The organism is Spongiibacter sp. C9W, from assembly GCF_057370015.1.
This window is the reverse complement of record NZ_CM170672.1, coordinates 1-17,753: the sequence shown is the minus strand read 5'-3', so window position 1 is coordinate 17,753 and position 17,753 is coordinate 1. Positions and strand designations below refer to the sequence as shown.

The window sequence follows — 17,753 nt, the reverse complement described above, 5'->3', positions numbered from 1 at the left end:
TTCCTGTGTGCACATCGTGGCCGCTGAGCGGCTGCAATCATTATTGGGTTTACAGTCCTGCGTGAGCAGCGATCGCCGCCGCCACCGCCAGGGCAAGCTCTTCGGGCCGACTCTTATCGGAGTACTCGATCAGTTCGGGGTGACTATCAACAAAGCTGGTGTCGAAATGCGCGGCGCGGAAGTCCGCGTGCTTAAGTATTTGCTGGTAGTAAGGCGCGGTGGTTCGTACGCCCTGAACACGCATATCATTTAACGCCCGCGCGCCGCGGTTGAGCGTTTCTTCCCAGGTCAGTCCCCAAACCACCAGTTTCAGGCACATCGAGTCAAAATACGGCGGTATGCTGTAGCCGGTATATATCGCGGTGTCGGTGCGCACACCCGGGCCACCGGGAGCGTAGTAGCGGCTGATTTTGCCGAAGCTGGGCAAAAAACCGTTCTTGGGGTCTTCGGCGTTCACGCGGAACTGCAGCGCGTAGCCGCGATAGCTAATATCCTCTTGCCGATACCCAAGCGGCAGGCCGGAGGCAATGCGGATTTGCTCGCGCACAATATCAACCCCGGTAATTTGCTCGGTGATGGTGTGCTCCACCTGAACGCGGGTATTCATCTCCATAAAATAAATTTGATTATCGGCAAGCAAAAACTCTACGGTGCCGGCATTTTCATAGCCCACCGCCTCTGCCGCGCGCACCGCTAAGTCGCCGATATAGGCGCGCTGCTCCGGCGTGAGCTGCGGCGATGGCGCAATTTCAATCAACTTTTGATTGCGGCGCTGTATCGAACAATCACGCTCATACAGGTGGATAACATTGCCCTGTGAGTCGGCCAAAATTTGCGCCTCAATATGGCGCGGGTTGACAATACACTTCTCCAAAAATACATCAGCGCGACCGAAAGCCTTGGTGGCCTCTGAGACCACACGACTAAACTGACGTCGCAAGTCTGCTTCGCTGTCGCAGCGGCGAATACCGCGACCGCCGCCACCCGAGGTGGCTTTCAACATCACCGGATAACCAATGCCTGCAGCGACCGTCACCGCTTCCTCGACATCGGCAAGGTTGTCTTCAGTGCCCGGTGTCACCGGCACACCCGCCGCCACCATCGCCCGGCGAGCCTCGGTTTTATCGCCCATGCGACGGATAACCTCTGCACTGGGGCCAATAAAGGTAATGCCGCGCTGAGCACAGATTTCCGCCAATTCGGCATTCTCGGAAAGAAAACCGTAGCCGGGGTGCAGACCGTCGCAGCCCGTTTCCACCGCCAGCGCCACCAGCTTGCGAGGATTCAAATACCCCTCCAGGGGGTCTGCGCCCACGTTGTAAGCCTCGTCAGCGCGCTTAACATGCAGGGAAAAGCGATCGGGTTCGGTGTAGATGGCCGCTGAGCGAATACCCATCTCGGCACAGGCGCGAACAATGCGAACCGCAATCTCACCACGGTTGGCAATTAGGATTTTTTTCAGCATAGCGACTGGTTTCCTAAGCCGGTATCAAATATGCGATCCACCCTAGCGGAAAATATTCCTCATAAGAAATTAATATTTATTTGCCTATATATAAGCAATAACTTATAAAACGAGTAAATTTTGCAGGAGACGGGGATGCAAACCAGCTACTTACAACGGCTTACTCTGCGCCAAGTTGATGTTTTTCTGGCAGTTTGCCAGCACATGAGCTACTCGCGCGCCGCCGAAGAGCTGTCGCTCACGCAACCCGCCGTCAGCGCGCAAATACGCAGCCTGGAGGAATTAATCCGCCAGCCGCTGTTCGACTACGTTGGCCGCCGACTCTATCTGACACCGGCAGGCAAGCTGTTACAGCGGGCGGCCCGCGACCTGCAGCAGCGGCTGGTAAATTTAGAGATAGAACTTACCGAGCTACACGGCAAGTTGCAGGGCAGCCTGAATATTATTATTGAGTCGAGCGCCGAGGCCCTGATTCCCGCTTACATCAACCGATTCTGCCAGCAGCATCCAGATGCGGAGGTGAGCCTGCATGTCGACAACCACCAGCACCTGATAAAACGCCTGCACGACAATATGCATGACCTCGCGATAATGACTCGCGTCCCCAGCGACCAGGGCTTGCAGTACACCCCCTTCGCCGAACATCAACTGCTGGCAGTAGCTGCCATACACCACCCCCTGGCCGGTGCAGGGGCGCTTAGCCTGCATGAATTTCTGGAAAACCGCCTGCTACTGCGCGAACCCGGCTCGGGCAGCAGGCAAGTACTCGAGGACTACTGCCAGCAGCAAAGCTGCGTGATTCGCCGCACCCGCGTGCTGGGCAGCAACCAGGCAATACGCCATGCTCTTGTCGACTCCGAGGATTGCGCCGTGCTGCCAGCCAGCGTGGCCGAACAAGGAATTAGCGACGGTAGCCTGGTTGCATTACAGGTGGAGGGTTTTCCCATTAAGCGCTCCTGGTGCAGCGCCTATCAACGCGGCAAGCGCCTCAGCCCGCTGGCGAGCGCCTTTCTTGATGCGCTACACGGGCCCGCCTAACGCTCTCCCAAGTACACATTCACGCGGGAAAATTCCTCGGACTCCGCCAGATCGGGAATTGTGGTTGCGCGCTGAAATTGCAGGTGGCGATAGCCGGGAAAGGAAAAGTCCTTCACCCGGGAGTCCGCCACCAACACCGTGTTGGCACGCGTCAGAAACTCGCCTAACAGCGGTAAATTGGCGCGATCGTAGAGCACGTCGGCAACCAAAATCACATCGTAAGATTCACTGTCAGCAAAGAAATCTGCGCTGTACGCGAGGTTCACGGCATTGGTCTCGGCATTGAGTTTACTGACGGCCAATGCATCGCTATCCAGGTCACAGGCGACCACCGATGACGCGCCTGCCTTGGCCGCCGCGATCGCGGCCACCGCAGAACCACAACCGAAGTCCAGCACCCGCTTGCCGCGCACCAACTCGGGGTGGTCAATAATATAGCGCGCCATAACCTGGCCACTCGCCCAGCAAAAACACCAATAGGCCGGGTAGTTCATAATGCGCTGAATTTGCTCACTGTCGAGCAGGTGCTGGGGGTAGGCTTCATCGAGCAGCCACAACTCCAGCTCGGGCGCTAAAGGCAGGCGCTGGCGGGATAACTGCCCATACGGGAGGTACTCGCGCAGACGCGCTTGCAGTGACGGTATTTTCATCATTTGTCCTGTTTTTAAGGCCGGCGCGATAAGGGCAACGGTAAGCAGTCAAGCGCCAGTCGGCTCTCGGCGGCGATAGTATACGGACTACCGGCCGCTACGTCGGCGTCCAATCCAGCGAAATTGATGCCGTTTGAGCACTCGCCTCACGCACACTGATCACGCATAATTTAGCCAGCCACTGTCGAGAGCCTACCGTGTCACAAGCCACTGAATTTATCGTGCCCGCCTGCAATGAGTCCCACAGTATTCTCTATGAAGACGACGACCTGCTGGCCGTGAGTAAACCGGCGGGCTTATTGTCAGTTCCCGGCCGTCACCCGGCCAATCGCGATAGCCTGATAAGCCGTATTCAGCAGCAATACGCCGATGCATTAATTGTGCACAGACTCGATATGGCCACCTCTGGCCTGATGTTGATTGCGCGGAATAAAGACAGCCACCGCCGCCTGAGCCAGCAATTCGAGCGACGCCAGATCACCAAGCAATATCACGCCGTCGTCAGCGGCTGCGTTGCCCCTGCTCAAGGCATAATCGATCTGCCGCTGGCCTGCGACTGGCCGCGCCGCCCTCGCCAGCATATTAACTTTGAGCACGGCAAGTCTGCACAAACCCTCTACCAATGCCTGCGCCGCAGTGACAGCCATAGCACCCTGCTGCTCAGCCCCATTACCGGTCGCTCCCACCAATTGCGTGTGCATTGCGCCAGTATTGGCCACCCCATCCTCGGCTGCGAGTTCTACGCCCATGAACAAGCCAGGCAGGCATCGGCCCGGCTGTTACTGCACGCCAGCGCACTCAATTTGCACCACCCCAGCACAGGTAAAGCGATACAGTTTACCTGCCCGCCACCCTTTGCCATTTAATGGAAAAACATCTTTCACTGTCGCTGGAGACGTATAGTTACCGGTGAGGTTTTCCTGCTCTAAACTATAGCCAGTGCACGAGGATAGGCTGGTGGTTGAAACGCAAACAAACCGAGATGGCAGCCAAATTGTGCTGCGCCCGAACCGTTCCGCCAGCTGGCAGAGTAACCGGCGCATCTTAGCGGCCATCGCGGGACTCAATCTGGTATTTGCCTCAGGGTTTCTGGCTATTGGCGCATGGATGATCTTGCCCTTTATGGGGCTGGAATTATTTTTGCTCTGGGTATTACTGCGGCGCGTCTTTGGCAAACTGCAGATTCAACAAGTGATTCACATAAACGAACAGCAGCTGCGTATTGAAAGCGGTTATTTTTGCGCAGAGCAACAATGGCAGTGGCCACAGCAACACAGTGGCATATTGGTGCTGGAGCACCAACACCCCTGGGCACCCCTGGAAATCAGCTTGTGTTGCCGCGCAAAAACCGTTCGCGTCGGGGCATTTTTAAATCGCGAAGACAGCGTTGAATTGCTGGCAGCATTAAAACGCCTGGGACTGCGCGTTCAGCAACACAGCCGCCCCGACACGCTGGCAATGTAGGCTGCTTAGTACACCGTTATTGCGACGCCGCCAAGCGCTACAGACTCGGCATGATAGTAGCCGGGCTCCAGCGCATTCATGCCGCCCAGCGCGCCAGTCAGCAACCACTGCTGAGGAGTGATGCGCCACCCCATGGCAACACGTTGGTTGACCAGCGCTAACAAGGCCTGCCACTGACCGCCACTCACGCCGCCGCCATAGGACTGTGCGATCATTGACGCATCGCGAAACAGTCGCAACGGCAGGGCATCCAGGTCGAGGCCCTGCGGAGACACGCCATTGCCAATAACAAAATATTTACCGGCGACATTGGCGCGAACAATCTCTTTGGCGGTGGGGCTAGCCGGCAATAACGCCAAGTCGGGCAACTCGAGTGCAATGGCCGCGCGGCGAACGATCGACTGCAGCTCTGCCACGCTGGCAATGGGCGCTTCCACCGTTTGGTTTAACTGAAAGGCCAACTCCAGCTCAACCATACCGCGGGAAAAATCCGCCAGCGCGACACGCTCACCCGAGGCCCGCTGGCCCGCCGCGCTCAAACTGCCATAAACCGTTCTATCGCTGCCAAAACGCTGCTGCGACGCGGCGTTACTCAACCCCGCCTTAAAACCAGCGGGCGCCCCGGTATGCTCGGCAATAAAGCGGATATTTTGCTCGACATAGGCCTGTTGCCACGCCGCCTCTGCTGCCCACGTGGGCAGCGCCCACAGCCATACGGCAACGAATACGAACACTCTATTCACTTACATCCCTCTCTGCTAATTGGGCAGGCAATTCTGCCAGGCTTTTCACGCACACGCTCGGTGCGATATCCCAGGGGTCGTACACTGCATTGGCGTCGCGCTTTACCCATGCCGCTTGCATACCTGCACTGCGCGCGCCGATCACATCAAATGGGTTAGACGACACCAACCAACTGTGCCCGACAAGGCCACCCGTTGACCGCAGAAAATGCGCATACACTGCCGGGCTAGGCTTAAACACGCGCACCTCCTCCGCACTCACCACCCCCTCAAACCAATCGCTAATTTCTGCCTTCGCCAGGATAGCCTGAACATCTGCTTTAGCCCCATTGGAGAAGGCGAAAAGTCGATGGCCCTCGCCGGCCAGCTGCGCCAGCGCGTCGAGCACATCGGCAAAAATTGGCAGCTCGGCGTAGGCAGCAATCGACGCGCTGCGCTGCTCACGGGAAAGGGGCTGCGCCATGGCCTCACAACAATAATCCAGGGCCTGGCGCGTACACACAGAAAAATCGGCATAGTGCTGCATCAGTCCGCGCCGAAAGCTGTACTCCAATTGTTTCTCCCGCCAGCGCGCAGCGAATACCCCTGCGAGATCACCCATAAGCTCACGGAGCGGGGTCTCTATCGCCGCCGTATTGACCAGCGTGCCGTAGACATCAAAGCCCAGTATTTTTGACATAGTGACCCGCTCCTTTATTCAACGCCATCAGGCGGTGCACCAAATTGGCGAAGCGCTCTCGATCGCTGCAGCGCAAGCTAAACCAAACCGTTCGCCGCCCCCACCTCTCTGATTGAGCAGTCTGGCAGCAATTGAGGTAAAATGCGCGCCGTCTATATAGCGAGGTAGCCATGGCCACACCCGACAACACACCGCAGAAAAACGCTGACAAAACCCAAAAAGTGGGATTTGTTAGTTTGGGCTGCCCGAAAGCGCTTGTCGATTCCGAGCGCATACTCACCCAGCTGCGCTTAGACGGCTACGAGGTCGTTCCCAGCTACAACGATGCCGATGTTGTGGTAGTGAATACCTGCGGCTTTATCGACAGCGCAAAGCAGGAGTCGCTGGACGCGATTGGCGAGGCGATCAATGAAAACGGCAAGGTCATTGTTACTGGCTGCATGGGCAAAGGCAGCGACGCCGAAGCCATTAAACATGCCTACCCAGAAGTCCTCGACGTAAGCGGCCCGGCCGCCGTTGACGCCGTTGTGGGCGCGGTTCATCAGTATGTTCCCCAGGACGACAGCTACCAGCCTCACCGCGACTTGGTACCGCCGCAGGGTGTGAAACTCACGCCCCGGCACTATGCGTATTTAAAAATTTCCGAAGGCTGCAACCACCGCTGCAGCTTTTGCATTATTCCGGCGATGCGCGGCGACCTCGTCAGCCGCCCGTTGGCTGAGGTGGTCGATGAGGCCAAGCAGCTGGTCGCCGCCGGCAGCCGCGAACTATTGGTCATCTCGCAAGACACCAGCGCCTACGGTGTGGACACCAAATACAAGCTGGACTTTGTCGATGGCCGCGCTCTGGAAACCCGCATGCAAGACCTCGCCGTTGCACTGGGCGAGCTCGGCGTGTGGGTACGCATGCACTATGTCTACCCCTACCCCCACGTAGACAAAATGATACCCCTCATGGCTGAGGGCAAGATCCTTCCCTACCTGGATATTCCGTTTCAGCATGCCAGCCCGCGTGTGCTCAAGTTGATGAAGCGCCCCGGCAATCAGGAAAAAACGCTAGAGCGCATCAAAGCCTGGCGAGAAATCTGCCCCGACCTGGTAATACGCTCAACGTTTATTGTCGGCTTTCCGGGCGAAACCGAAGAAGACTTCCAGTTGCTGCTCGACTGGCTGGAAGAAGCTCAACTGGACCGCGTCGGCTGCTTCCAGTATTCACCTGTCGATGGGGCCAGCGCCAACGACCTACCAGACCCCGTGCCCGAAGACGTGAAACAACAGCGCTGGGAGCGCTTCATGGAAGTGCAGCAACGCATTTCCGCAGAAAAGCTGCAGCAGCGCATCGGCCAGCAATTGGAAGTGTTGATCGATGTCGTCGACGAAGAAGGCGCGATTGGACGCTGCTATGCGGATGCCCCCGAGATTGATGGCAAAGTCTACCTCGATGGCGTTACCGACCTTCGCCCAGGCGATGCGCTATTGGTGAATGTCGTAGGCGCTGACGACTACGACCTGTGGGCCGAGCCCGCCCAATGAATTTGCTGCTGCTGCAGCCATCGGATTTCACTGGCGCCGATACCGTGCAAATCAGCGATACGCGCGCCCAGCACATCCGCAAGGTACTTCGCGCTGAACTTGGCCAGCAGCTGCGCTGCGGCGTGCTTAACGGCCAGATTGGCAGTGCGGAAATCATCGGACTTGGCGGCACCATAGAACTGCGCGTTAACCTGAACACGCCCGCTCCGGCAAAGCTCCCTTTGACCTTATTGCTGGCCCTGCCTCGCCCAAAAGCGGCGCGGCGGATCATTCGCTCAGCAACCGAACTGGGCGTGGAAAAAATTGTTTTGTTGAACAGTTACCGGGTGGACAAAAGCTACTGGCAAAGCCCGTTAGTCGACGACGCTCACCTCCACGCGGCCATGCTGGAGGGCTTGGAGCAGTGTGGCGATACGCAATTGCCTAGCATTGAACGCGCCACCCGCTTTAAGCCCTTCGTGGAAGATGTATTGCCAGCATTGCTGCAACATCGGCAAGGCCTATTGGCCCACCCCTACCACAGCCAGGGTGTGCCGGCGGCAAGTAACCAGCCGCGCCTACTCGCCATCGGCCCGGAAGGCGGGTTTATTCCCTATGAGGTGGAAAAACTGCTGGCCGCCGGAATGCAGGGCTTTAGCCTGGGGCCGCGTATTTTGAAAGTTGAGACCGCCGTACCCAGCATTATTGGTCGCCTGTTTCTGTAGCGGCGACAACTAATCCTTCAACAGCAATACCCCAGACGCAGCGATCAGTCCAACTCCCGCCGCCGCTTCACCCCGCTTGGCGATCACCGGCAATCCTTGCACCAGTCGCTGCGCAAGCAACACATATAACAATTTCACGCCACCAACGGCCGCCACCGTGATTGCCGCAATTGCCAGGACATCTCCCGGCAACACACTTTGCATGTCGACAAATAGCGGCAATAGACTGGCGTAGAAAACCACCGCTTTCAGATCTGCAAGTGTCACCACCAAGCCCGCGATAGCACTAGTGCAAAGCGAGCCGGGCGCCGCCGGTAAGGCCTGAGAGCGACCGGCGCGGGATGATAGCAACAAGCGTAAGCCCACACTCAGCAGGAGCAGCGCTGCGGCAATCTTAACCACGATAAACACCGCGCCCATAGCCTGAGCCAGCGCGGCAACACCGCCAATCGCTAGGCCGACAAACAGCAGGTCGCCAATAACAATACCCAGCGCTGCGGCAAGACCGTGGCGCCGACCACCGCGCAAACTGCAGGCGACTACCAGCGCACACTACTACTTGGTAGCGCTGCCAGCGCCATCATTGCCAGCGCCAAGCCCAGCATCGCTGCAACGCTCATGGCTGCACCTGCGCACAACGGCGCTCCGCGTCGTTAATAAAGTCGATGGCCAAAGACTCAAAGCGCGCTTTGCACTCAATCATCGCCCAGTGACCGCAGTTGGGGAAAACATGCAACTCGGCATTGGGGATCATCCGCATAGGCAACAAGCTGATATCCAGCGGACTCACGCGGTCATCCCGTCCCCAGGTAATTAGCGTCGGCGCCTGAATGCTGGGCAAATGCGCGACCACCTGCGCGGCGTTTTCTCCCCGCCGGTAATCGGCAATTGCAGCGATCGCCGACCGAGAATACAGCGCCCGAGTGGTCGCCAGGGTGACGGGCTCAGTTGCCGCCGCGTATCGCGCCTCGAGCAGTTCGTCAGTAATAATCGCCTGATCGTAAACCATGGACGCCAACCAACGTCGTAAATTTTCGCGGCTGGGTTGCTCGGTAAAGGCCGTTAGCAAGTTCAGCCCCTCCCCAGGAAAAGCGCTGAACAGATTCAAGCCAATTCCGCCGATAGTCATAAAGCTAGCGACCCGCTCGGGATACTGCGCCGCAATATACGAACCGACGATGCCACCCAAGGAGTTACCAATAATATGTACGCGGGAAACATCCAGGGTATCGAGCAGCTCAACACAGGCGGCCACGCAGCTTTGTACCGGGCCTCCGTCTCGCGCATCGCTGCCGCCGTAGCCCGGCAAGTCAGGCATGATGCAGCGAAAATGCTCGGCAAATACCGGCAAATTATCGCGATAATTCGCCCAGGCATTCACCCCTGGGCCAGAACCGTGGATCAACATCACACAGGGACCGTTGCCCGCGTCGTAATACTGAATGCCACCGCCGGGTAACGCGGCATGTTGCGGGGCTTGATCGATTTTAGACATGACCTCTTCCTTGATACGTTAAACGCCAGCGGCCTCGCACTGCTGCTTTAAGGCCGCCAGGTATTGCTGGTACACCTCGCTGTGGGCGCGACTGCCCTGAAGAACAAAGCCGAGTCGAGCGAACCAGCTCAGGGCTTCCACCCGGCAGTGATAACTGGCCAATGTTTCCTGCCCGTGCTGCTCGAAACACCATACCCCGGTGCCACGCAAGTCTCCATCGATATACCGCTCCTCAATGCGCTCGCCGTCCACGATACGCTCTATACGGCGTGTAAAGCGGCTCAGCACAAATGGCGGACGACCATAGCGGTGCTGCACAAGCGCACCCTCCTTGATATCGCCACCGCCCTCCACACTGCATGAATAGGGTGGGAACCAGTTGGCGATTGCCGGATAATTCGCCACGGTGGCGAATACCCGTTGAGCGGGTGCGCGAATGCGTATGCTGTCGACAACATCAATATTTAAGCGATCCTTCAAACTGCGCATGCTTGTCTCTCCTTTCCCTGGTATTGCTTTGCTTAACATTGCTTTGCTCGGCGCTGCTTCCATGAGCGGTGAATAGCGGCCCCAATTGGGGCCGCTATGTTAGTCATAACGCAACTGGTACTCGCGGTAGCGCAGACGCTCTTCATTGATCTCCGCCAGCGGCTGATAAAACTGTGCGTACCAGGTTCTCAGTTTGTGGATCGGGCCATCACCATCGCAGAGAATGGGGTTGTCGATGCGCGTCTTGTTGTGCCATATCGCCACATCCTCAGCAAAGGCCTCAAAAGCCTTCTCCGCATACATTTTGCACAGCTCAGCATTTTGCGCCTCGTTCAAAAGGGGCAGGCGCTTCACCATCACCGCGTAGCGAATATCAAAGCATTCGCGCGCCACCGGCAAGTGGCTGAGCAGCAGGTAGCTTTCAACGGTGTGGCCGTCGTAACTGCCGCGCATATACGTTGTTTGGTAGGCCGGGCCATAGTATTTGGCGTAGCTATACAGCTCGCTCTCCGCCGACAGGCGTTCGCTGTGGCCGCGCATTTCCTGCACAAAGGTGTGGCCATCCATAACGTTGCGAAAGCTGCGCACATTTGCACCATGCACGGGACCAAAGTGCGCCGCATCGGCCATATTGTCGATCAGCTCGCGGCAATTGGCGTGTATGCGGTACTCCCGCATCTGCCAGCGGCTCCACTGGCGCGTATTGCACTCGCCCATAATTGGCGGCTCCTGCATAGCCAGCGGCGGATTGCCATCGGGGTCGTACCAGCAGAGCAACAAGCGGTTGCGGGCCAGGGTCGGCAGACGCTTGCCATTGAGACTCGCGTCAATCTGTGAGCCGCGACAACGCACGACGACCTTGCCGCCAAAACCGTCGATGTTTTGCGGGCTGTCCGCAGGCGGGCGAAAATCGTCGAGTAATCCAAGGCAAAACCACCCCCTCGGGTAGCGGTCGGGTATGTCCTCCGCCTGAATTTGGTAGGGAGGAAAAGGCGGGCGTTGTTGTGACATGACGTGACTCCATTCAATGATTATTGTGGTGCTCGTGGGCACACGTCGAATCTAGTCAGCTTTGTAAAGCCCGCCCCTCGTCCCAGTAGGTGAGAATCCTGGCAACTCATCTATGCGGATTACGCCATTCAGATGATTCGCCCGGCTGTGGCAACCCTGCCCGCACTCAACTTCACGAATTGACATAACTGTGTCAGCCGCGCACACTTCTGACTGCTGCTCGCAGTTCAGGCGGCGACTCGCACAAGCACAGCCAGTGGCTGCCCCTGCTACAACGTGACATCGCCCGCCTCGCCAGCACCCGAACAACACTAACAATACGGACATTTGCCATGACGTTACGCACGCTGCTTTTCCCGTCGAGGAAGTCGCTCGGCTTACTCTTGCTCACCCTCATGCTCGCCGCCTGTGGTGGCTCGAGCAGCAACTCTTCTAGCAATAACTCAGGAGGCAGCACTGACAGCGACCGCGACGGCATTGCCGACACCCGAGATCAGTGCCCCGCCACGCCCAGTAGCGAAATCGCCAACAGCAACGGCTGTTCTGCCTCGCAGTTGGATGACGACGGCGACGGCGTGAGCAACCAATCTGACAGTTGCCCGGCAACCCCAAGCAACACCGATGTCGATGCTCAGGGCTGCGCGATTACGGTTGAAGATGCTGACGGCGACGGGGTTGCAGATGCCAACGACAGCTGCCCAGCCACGCCAGCGGGAGAAAGCGTCGATACCAATGGCTGTTCCGCCTCACAGCTGGATGACGACAATGACGGCGTTGACAACAGCAGCGACAACTGCCCAAATACAGCGGCAGGCGTCACGGTGGATGCCAATGGCTGTAGTAACAGTCAAAACGGCGACAACGATGGCGACGGCGTTGGCAATGCCCAGGATCTCTGCCCACTGACACCGGCAGGTGCCAGCGTTGACCAAAATGGCTGCTCCGACGCGCAGCGCGACGACGATGGCGACGGTGTCAGCAATGGTCAAGACGACTGCCCGGCCACCCCGACAACGGAAACCGCCAATGTTCAGGGCTGCTCGCCCTCACAACTGGACGACGACAACGATGGCGTCAATAACGCCGACGACATCTGCCCCAATACCACTGCCGGCGCAACCGTCGACAGCGAGGGCTGCAGTAATGTGCAAAAAGATGACAACGACGGCGACGGAGTGCTCAATGGCAATGACCAGTGCCCCGATACCCCGCCAGGCACCGCTGTTGAAGCCGATGGCTGCCCGCCAGCGACCATTACCGACGGCATCTCCTACGATGTAAACCTTGCATCAAATGTCGATGGCGAAAATATTGCGTTCACCCTGCACGAACCCACGTCGCTGTCTTCAGAGGAAAGCTATCCGCTGATTTTGCACAGCCATGGCTACTCTGGCAGCCGTCAGTCAAGTCGACCCACCGGTGGCTTGCTGAAAGCCTTACTCGACGAAGGCTTTTACGTACTGAGCCTGGATGAACGTGGCCACGGTGACTCCGGTGGCACCATCCGCATTTTGGACCCCGACCTGGAAGGCAAAGACTGGCTACAAGTGCTGGACTGGGCCGAAGAGAATCTGAGTCAGCTTGCCTATGCGGATAATGGCCCGACTCCCGCTACCGAGAAAGACAATCCGCTGATCGGCGCCGTGGGTGGCTCCTACGGTGGCGGTTATCAATTAATGATCTACGCGATTGACCCAGAACACCGCCTGGACGCGATCGCTCCGGACATTACCTGGAACGATCTGCGCTATTCCCTGTACCCAAACGATGTGTTTAAAACGTTTTGGGCGAGCGTACTGTCGGCTGGCGGCAACCTGGCTGGCAATCAAGACCAGGAAGTCAACGAAGGCCTCGCCACCGGCTTGGCAGCAAACACCCTGGCCGACGATAAGCTGGCGCTACTATACCGCCACAGCCCGGCCTCACACTGCGCCGGTGAGAACGACACGACGGCCGACGGCAGCCTGCGGTCTATTGACGCGTTCATTACCCAGTCCCACATGGATACCCTGTTTAACTTTAATGATGCCTACCGAAACTACCGCTGTTTGAGTGATCAGGGCGGCGATGTGCGTTTGTTCACCAAAGCCGCCGGCCACGGCATCGACAGTGGCGACGGTCAAAGTGTCTGCGGACGCTTAAATACTACCGACACAACCGTGAGCTGGTTTCAAGAAAAGCTACAGTTTGTGCAAGGCGCGGCCGATGAGATTCCAGAGGTCTGCTTCAATTTAGGCAGTGAAGGCAATGATGGCATCGTACTCAACGATGTGCCCTACGGCGGAGGCAACTTTGCCTTTAGCAGCCCGCTGCCGATCATTGCCCACGAAGCCAACCTGCTACCGACTGAGATCGAACTCTACACCGCCCAGGCCGACAATGAGGTAATCGCCGGCGTACCGACAATCAGCTTGAGCATGAGCATTGCCGACCAGCAAGCAGATGCCCCGCTGCTTGAGCCCATTGTGTTTGTCGGACTGGCAATTAGAGAATCCGGCGACAGCAACCCGCTTCAGGCGCCCACGCCGTTGATGAACCAGGTAACACCTTTCAGAGGCTTCGGCGATCACAATGTCGACTTGGTCGGGGTGATGAGCCGTATGCAAAACGGCGACAAGCTGGTGCTGATGGTCTATGGCTCCTACCCCAGCCAGTACGCCACCTCAGCGTCTCCCCTACCCATTCCGGTGCAAATTAGCGGCTCGGTGAATCTGCCGCTACTCCCACCACAACAAACGGCGCCTTAAACACGTTGCCCACCAGCACCGCTGGTGGGCGCTTTCTTCCATATCAGCTGTTGTTACCCGCCTCTCAAGACCATATTAAGCCGCCTTGCTTGATGCCACTAACGAGCGACATCAGCCAATAAAAAAGGCCGGCAGAGCCGACCTTCATAGGGGAAAAACAAGATGGTGTTCACCTAACCGAAGGCGATTAGCCTCCCCAGTTGTAGATCAAATCCAGACCGTAGCTGCGCGGCTCACCAAACATTACCGAGCGGCCCGCCTGCGGTAAATTGTGGACGTTGTTAACGCTGTATTCCTCGTCGAGCACATTTTTGCTCCACACTGCTACATCCAACACGCCGTCAAATACCGGCAACTGATACCAACCCAGGCGCGCATTCAGCACGGCGAAGTCGTCCTGACGGTCCGCCTGGAAAGTCGCGAACTCCTTGCGCCCGCCGCCATTGCGTTCATCAGTAAATGAGTAGGTGGCATTAAAGGCAATATTGCCCTTGTCCAAGCTGTTCCATAGCGTTCAATCAAGCATCGCCGTGTAAGCGTGTCGCGGCGCCGAATCAAACACGAAGCCATCGTCGACATCGCCAGATAGCGGATTGCGGCTGGGCGCAATTTCCGCATCTAAGTAGGCATAGTTGAGCACGAGCATAAGGTGCTCTGTCGCCAGCCAGGTCGTGTCCATCTCAAAACCTTTGAGTGTGGACTCGCCGGCATTGGCTACGGTGGTGTCGCTGGTGGTATTCGGCACGCTGAAATTAAGCTGTTGGTCGACAAAATCCTGCTGAAAAATATCGGCATTCACCTGTAAGCGATTGCTAAATAAACGCGACTTCAGCCCCAGCTCGTAGGCGGTCACCTTCTCTTCATCAAAGCCGTCGATATAACGCTGAGCGCCCTCCTCGGTAACCTGCTCGCGGGTATTGAAGCCACCGCTTTTGTAGGCTTCATTGACCTTAAAGTAGAGGTTGATATCGTCGCTCAGCTCATACTCAGCAATGAAGCTAAAGGAGTCGTCTTTAAAGTCTTTATCGCCGCGCACATCATAAAAGACATCAGACAACTGGGTGGCAATGTCGTTGTTGTCGCGGTCGGTGTTATCCAAATCGCCCGGCACCACCACAAAACTGATCTGGCGGCGCAGCGCGGCAGACTTTCGGTTGTCTTCGGAATGGCGCGCACCAAAGGTCAGGCTTAGGCGGTCGTCCAGCACCGGTGGTTGCCAGGTAAACTGCGCAAACATTGCCATGGCGGTGTTTTCAATATCAAAACGCGCCTCGGTGAGCACCTCAATACGGTTGCCGGTGTTGTTGCCATCGGCAGTGCTGCCCAAAGGAGCAGACAGCAGGTGCCCTACCTTGCCCGCGCCCTGGGTAGCCGTCTCTTCAAAGTAGTAGAGCCCGGTGATGTAAGACAGACGCCCTGCAAACGCACTGCCGGATAACTGCAATTCGTGAGAGAACTGATCCTGATCGATCAATGGATGAACCGCCCCGTACTGCTCACTGCGGCCAATACAGGGACTACACACTGCCGAATCACCGGGTGTTGCCGCCACTGGAAAACTGAACACCGGGCTATTATCTAAGCGGTAGCCATCGCTGCGCGCGCCAGTTGCCAAAATGGTTGGCGTGTTGTCGTAGAGCTCGCGCTGGGCATAGATGTATTTCGCCGCCAGTGTTTCGCTAATCTGCCAGTCGACCGACAGTTGATGGCCGGAAATTTCGCTATCGGCCTCTTCCATAGGGATAGCCGAGTGTATTCGGTCGGGGCGATTTCCCGAGGTATTAAAGTTGTAAAACTGCCGCGCCCCCGAGTTAATTAAATTGGTGAAGGCGATGCCCTGATTGACTTCTGGATTGGGAATGGGGTCGGAAGGCCGGATATGGGAGTAGGCCATATTGGTGTTCGTCACCTCAGCCAGGTCATAGGCGTAATCGATATGGACGCTATCTGAAACATCCCAGGCGAAATCAATGCGGTAACCCATCGTATCGGAATCACCAAAGTCACCACCTGCGCCGGTGTTTTCAATATAGCCGTCTACCTGCTTGGTGAAGTAGGCAAACTTGGCCGCAGCGCCCTGCCAGAGCGGCGTATTCAGCATGGTTTTACTACTGAATAGATTGCGGTCGCCAAGGGTAAATGCCTGCTTGAACTGCGCCGCATCGACATTGGGGCGGCGAGTAATCAGATTAACGGCGCCGCCGGTGGAATTGCGGCCATAGAGCGTACCCTGCGGCCCGCGCAGGACCTCAATTCGCGTTAGATCGGCAAGGTCAGTAGCTAGAGCCGCAGAACGGGCGATATAAGCGCCGTCGACATATACGCCCACTGGTGGATCCTGGGTGATCTGGGCATCGATCAGGCCGATACCGCGAATATAGATACGCAGAGTGGTGGTATTGATCGGAAACGGCTGGATGGTCATTGCCGGCACGTTGTTGGCAAGATCGCCCACGCCGCCAATGCCTTCGCGCTCCAATGCCTCTTCACCAAAGGCATCCAGCGCGATTGGCGTGTCCTGCAAACTCTCCGCCTTTTTCTGCGCGGTCACCACCACTTCTTCCAAGGCTGGCTGCGCACCCGCTGAACCTGCCACCCCGAGCGAGGCAATAAGCAGGCCACTGGCCCACCGCCGACAACTGCACTTCATCATCGCATCACTTCCTACGTTTTCATTATTGTTATGCCGTTAAGGCAAGTGTCTTAATCATAGCGCAGACCCTCGCACTACGACACATCATAATGAATCAGTTTAGTAGGCATTTGCGGCCACGCGATACAAAAACGCCGCGGGCTTTTCAGCACGCGGCGCCAGTGGCCAATATAGGCGTTACGACTGGGGGCGATCCCACTTGGGCGGCAGCACCAACTGTTTGATCCCGTCTTTTACCGTATCGGCAGCGAATACGTCCCGCCACATATCGTTAAACTCGTGGAAGTTGAGCGTGATGATATTGTGAGAGTGGATCTGGTCGACAATGCCATATTCAACCGGGTTATCGTCCTGCTCTTCGGTGTACGTGCCGAACATACGGTCAAAAATAATCAGCACACCGCCGTAATTGCGATCGATATATTCGGGGTTGCGACCGTGGTGAACGCGGTGGGCGCTGGGCGTGTTAAACCAAAACTCCAGCCAGGGGTGCAGTTTGCCAATCGCCTCGGTGTGAATGAAATACTGGTAAAACAGGTTCACCGCGTACAGGGTAAATACAACGCCTGGGTGCACACCTAACAGCACCATCGGCATGAAGAACAACCACCAGCCAGTCACTGAATACAGCAGGCTTTGGCGCATCGCCGTCGTCATATTCATGGTTTCGCTGGAGTGATGAACAACATGCGCACTCCAAAACCAGCGGATGCGATGGCTGGCGCGGTGGAACCAGTAGTAACAAAACTCCATCAGCACGAATAAGGGCACAACCGTCCACGCATTCACCGGAATATCAAATACGCGGAACTGATAGATCCAATTAATCACTGCCCCGGTGATGGCGATGTGCAGCAGCAACTCAAAAACCTGGTAGCTTCCACCCAAACCGAGATTGGTGAGAATCTCCCGCCATTCAAACTGCGACCACATTCGGTGGCCAGGCCCTTTGGCCTTGCGCACATAGAGCTCGACGATAAATGCCACAATAAAGATTGGCGTTGCCGCCATCAACACGACTTGCTTCCAATCTACATGGGCGCCGAAAATTGCCTGAACCTGGCTGATCACATCATTCAACAT

The 17,753-nt window shown here is 56.9% G+C and carries 17 protein-coding genes; 6 read left to right on the top strand and 11 right to left on the bottom strand.

The window, feature by feature from the left end:
- Positions 1-49: 49 nt before the first annotated feature.
- A complete protein-coding gene (locus AC2Q8J_RS00085) occupies positions 50-1,465 on the bottom strand; it encodes an acetyl-CoA carboxylase biotin carboxylase subunit (protein ID WP_204995870.1) in 1,416 nt (471 codons plus the stop codon).
- Positions 1,466-1,600: 135 nt separating this feature from the next.
- On the opposite strand from AC2Q8J_RS00085, the gene AC2Q8J_RS00080 reads away from it, so the two are divergent.
- A complete protein-coding gene (locus AC2Q8J_RS00080) occupies positions 1,601-2,503 on the top strand; it encodes a LysR family transcriptional regulator (protein ID WP_204995871.1) in 903 nt (300 codons plus the stop codon).
- Here AC2Q8J_RS00080 and AC2Q8J_RS00075 read toward each other — a convergent pair.
- Positions 2,500-3,153 carry a class I SAM-dependent methyltransferase gene (locus AC2Q8J_RS00075; RefSeq protein ID WP_486451833.1) on the bottom strand — a complete coding sequence of 218 codons (654 nt, stop codon included), beginning with the start codon at positions 3,151-3,153 and terminating at the stop codon, positions 2,500-2,502. The genes AC2Q8J_RS00080 and AC2Q8J_RS00075 overlap by 4 nt on opposite strands.
- Before the next feature lie 197 nt (positions 3,154-3,350).
- On the opposite strand from AC2Q8J_RS00075, the gene AC2Q8J_RS00070 reads away from it, so the two are divergent.
- Together AC2Q8J_RS00070 and AC2Q8J_RS00065 are read left to right on the top strand one after the other, a co-directional pair.
- Positions 3,351-4,019, top strand: a complete 669-nt coding sequence (locus AC2Q8J_RS00070) for an RluA family pseudouridine synthase (RefSeq protein WP_486451832.1) — start codon at positions 3,351-3,353, stop codon at positions 4,017-4,019.
- A 91-nt stretch (positions 4,020-4,110) separates the two neighbouring features.
- On the top strand, positions 4,111-4,617 hold the full coding sequence (locus AC2Q8J_RS00065) for a DUF2244 domain-containing protein (protein ID WP_374972912.1): 507 nt from the start codon (positions 4,111-4,113) through the stop codon (positions 4,615-4,617).
- Positions 4,618-4,622: 5 nt separating this feature from the next.
- Here AC2Q8J_RS00065 and AC2Q8J_RS00060 read toward each other — a convergent pair whose 3' ends face one another.
- Together AC2Q8J_RS00060 and AC2Q8J_RS00055 are read right to left on the bottom strand one after the other, a co-directional pair.
- Entirely contained in the window at positions 4,623-5,360 is a 738-nt protein-coding gene (locus AC2Q8J_RS00060) for a hypothetical protein (protein WP_486451831.1), read from the bottom strand.
- On the bottom strand, positions 5,353-6,039 hold the full coding sequence (locus AC2Q8J_RS00055; protein ID WP_486451830.1) for a haloacid dehalogenase type II: 687 nt from the start codon (positions 6,037-6,039) through the stop codon (positions 5,353-5,355). Before AC2Q8J_RS00055 ends, AC2Q8J_RS00060 begins: the two co-directional genes overlap by 8 nt.
- Before the next feature lie 170 nt (positions 6,040-6,209).
- On the opposite strand from AC2Q8J_RS00055, the gene rimO reads away from it, so the two are divergent.
- Together rimO and AC2Q8J_RS00045 are read left to right on the top strand one after the other, a co-directional pair.
- On the top strand, positions 6,210-7,571 hold the full coding sequence (gene rimO, locus AC2Q8J_RS00050; RefSeq protein ID WP_486451829.1) for a 30S ribosomal protein S12 methylthiotransferase RimO: 1,362 nt from the start codon (positions 6,210-6,212) through the stop codon (positions 7,569-7,571).
- The gene (locus AC2Q8J_RS00045; protein ID WP_204995877.1) at positions 7,568-8,275 is read left to right on the top strand and encodes a 16S rRNA (uracil(1498)-N(3))-methyltransferase; all 708 of its coding nucleotides are present in this window, start codon (positions 7,568-7,570) and stop codon (positions 8,273-8,275) included. Before rimO ends, AC2Q8J_RS00045 begins: the two co-directional genes overlap by 4 nt.
- 9 nt (positions 8,276-8,284) lie before the next feature.
- Here AC2Q8J_RS00045 and AC2Q8J_RS00040 read toward each other — a convergent pair whose 3' ends face one another.
- From AC2Q8J_RS00040 to AC2Q8J_RS00025, 4 genes are all read right to left on the bottom strand, one after another.
- Positions 8,285-8,821: a LysE family translocator gene (locus AC2Q8J_RS00040; protein ID WP_486452621.1), complete on the bottom strand. Its 537-nt coding sequence runs from the start codon at positions 8,819-8,821 to the stop codon at positions 8,285-8,287.
- A 70-nt stretch (positions 8,822-8,891) separates the two neighbouring features.
- Positions 8,892-9,770 carry an alpha/beta fold hydrolase gene (locus AC2Q8J_RS00035; protein ID WP_486451828.1) on the bottom strand — a complete coding sequence of 293 codons (879 nt, stop codon included), beginning with the start codon at positions 9,768-9,770 and terminating at the stop codon, positions 8,892-8,894.
- 18 nt (positions 9,771-9,788) lie between these two features.
- Complete coding sequence (locus AC2Q8J_RS00030) at positions 9,789-10,259, bottom strand: SRPBCC family protein (RefSeq protein WP_286839276.1); 471 nt, start codon at positions 10,257-10,259, stop codon at positions 9,789-9,791.
- Positions 10,260-10,358: 99 nt separating this feature from the next.
- Positions 10,359-11,270, bottom strand: a complete 912-nt coding sequence (locus AC2Q8J_RS00025) for a 3-ketosteroid-9-alpha-monooxygenase, oxygenase component (RefSeq protein WP_486451827.1) — start codon at positions 11,268-11,270, stop codon at positions 10,359-10,361.
- A gap of 332 nt (positions 11,271-11,602) precedes the next feature.
- Between AC2Q8J_RS00025 and AC2Q8J_RS00020 the strand changes: the two genes are divergently transcribed.
- Positions 11,603-14,017 carry a thrombospondin type 3 repeat-containing protein gene (locus AC2Q8J_RS00020; RefSeq protein ID WP_486451826.1) on the top strand — a complete coding sequence of 805 codons (2,415 nt, stop codon included), beginning with the start codon at positions 11,603-11,605 and terminating at the stop codon, positions 14,015-14,017.
- 187 nt (positions 14,018-14,204) lie between these two features.
- Here AC2Q8J_RS00020 and AC2Q8J_RS00015 read toward each other — a convergent pair whose 3' ends face one another.
- From AC2Q8J_RS00015 to AC2Q8J_RS00005, 3 genes are all read right to left on the bottom strand, one after another.
- Positions 14,205-14,516 carry a hypothetical protein gene (locus AC2Q8J_RS00015; RefSeq protein ID WP_486451825.1) on the bottom strand — a complete coding sequence of 104 codons (312 nt, stop codon included), beginning with the start codon at positions 14,514-14,516 and terminating at the stop codon, positions 14,205-14,207.
- A 15-nt stretch (positions 14,517-14,531) separates the two neighbouring features.
- Positions 14,532-16,670, bottom strand: a complete 2,139-nt coding sequence (locus AC2Q8J_RS00010) for a TonB-dependent receptor (protein WP_486451824.1) — start codon at positions 16,668-16,670, stop codon at positions 14,532-14,534.
- Between the two features lie 177 nt (positions 16,671-16,847).
- Positions 16,848-17,753 carry a sterol desaturase family protein gene (locus AC2Q8J_RS00005; protein WP_286695830.1) on the bottom strand — a complete coding sequence of 302 codons (906 nt, stop codon included), beginning with the start codon at positions 17,751-17,753 and terminating at the stop codon, positions 16,848-16,850.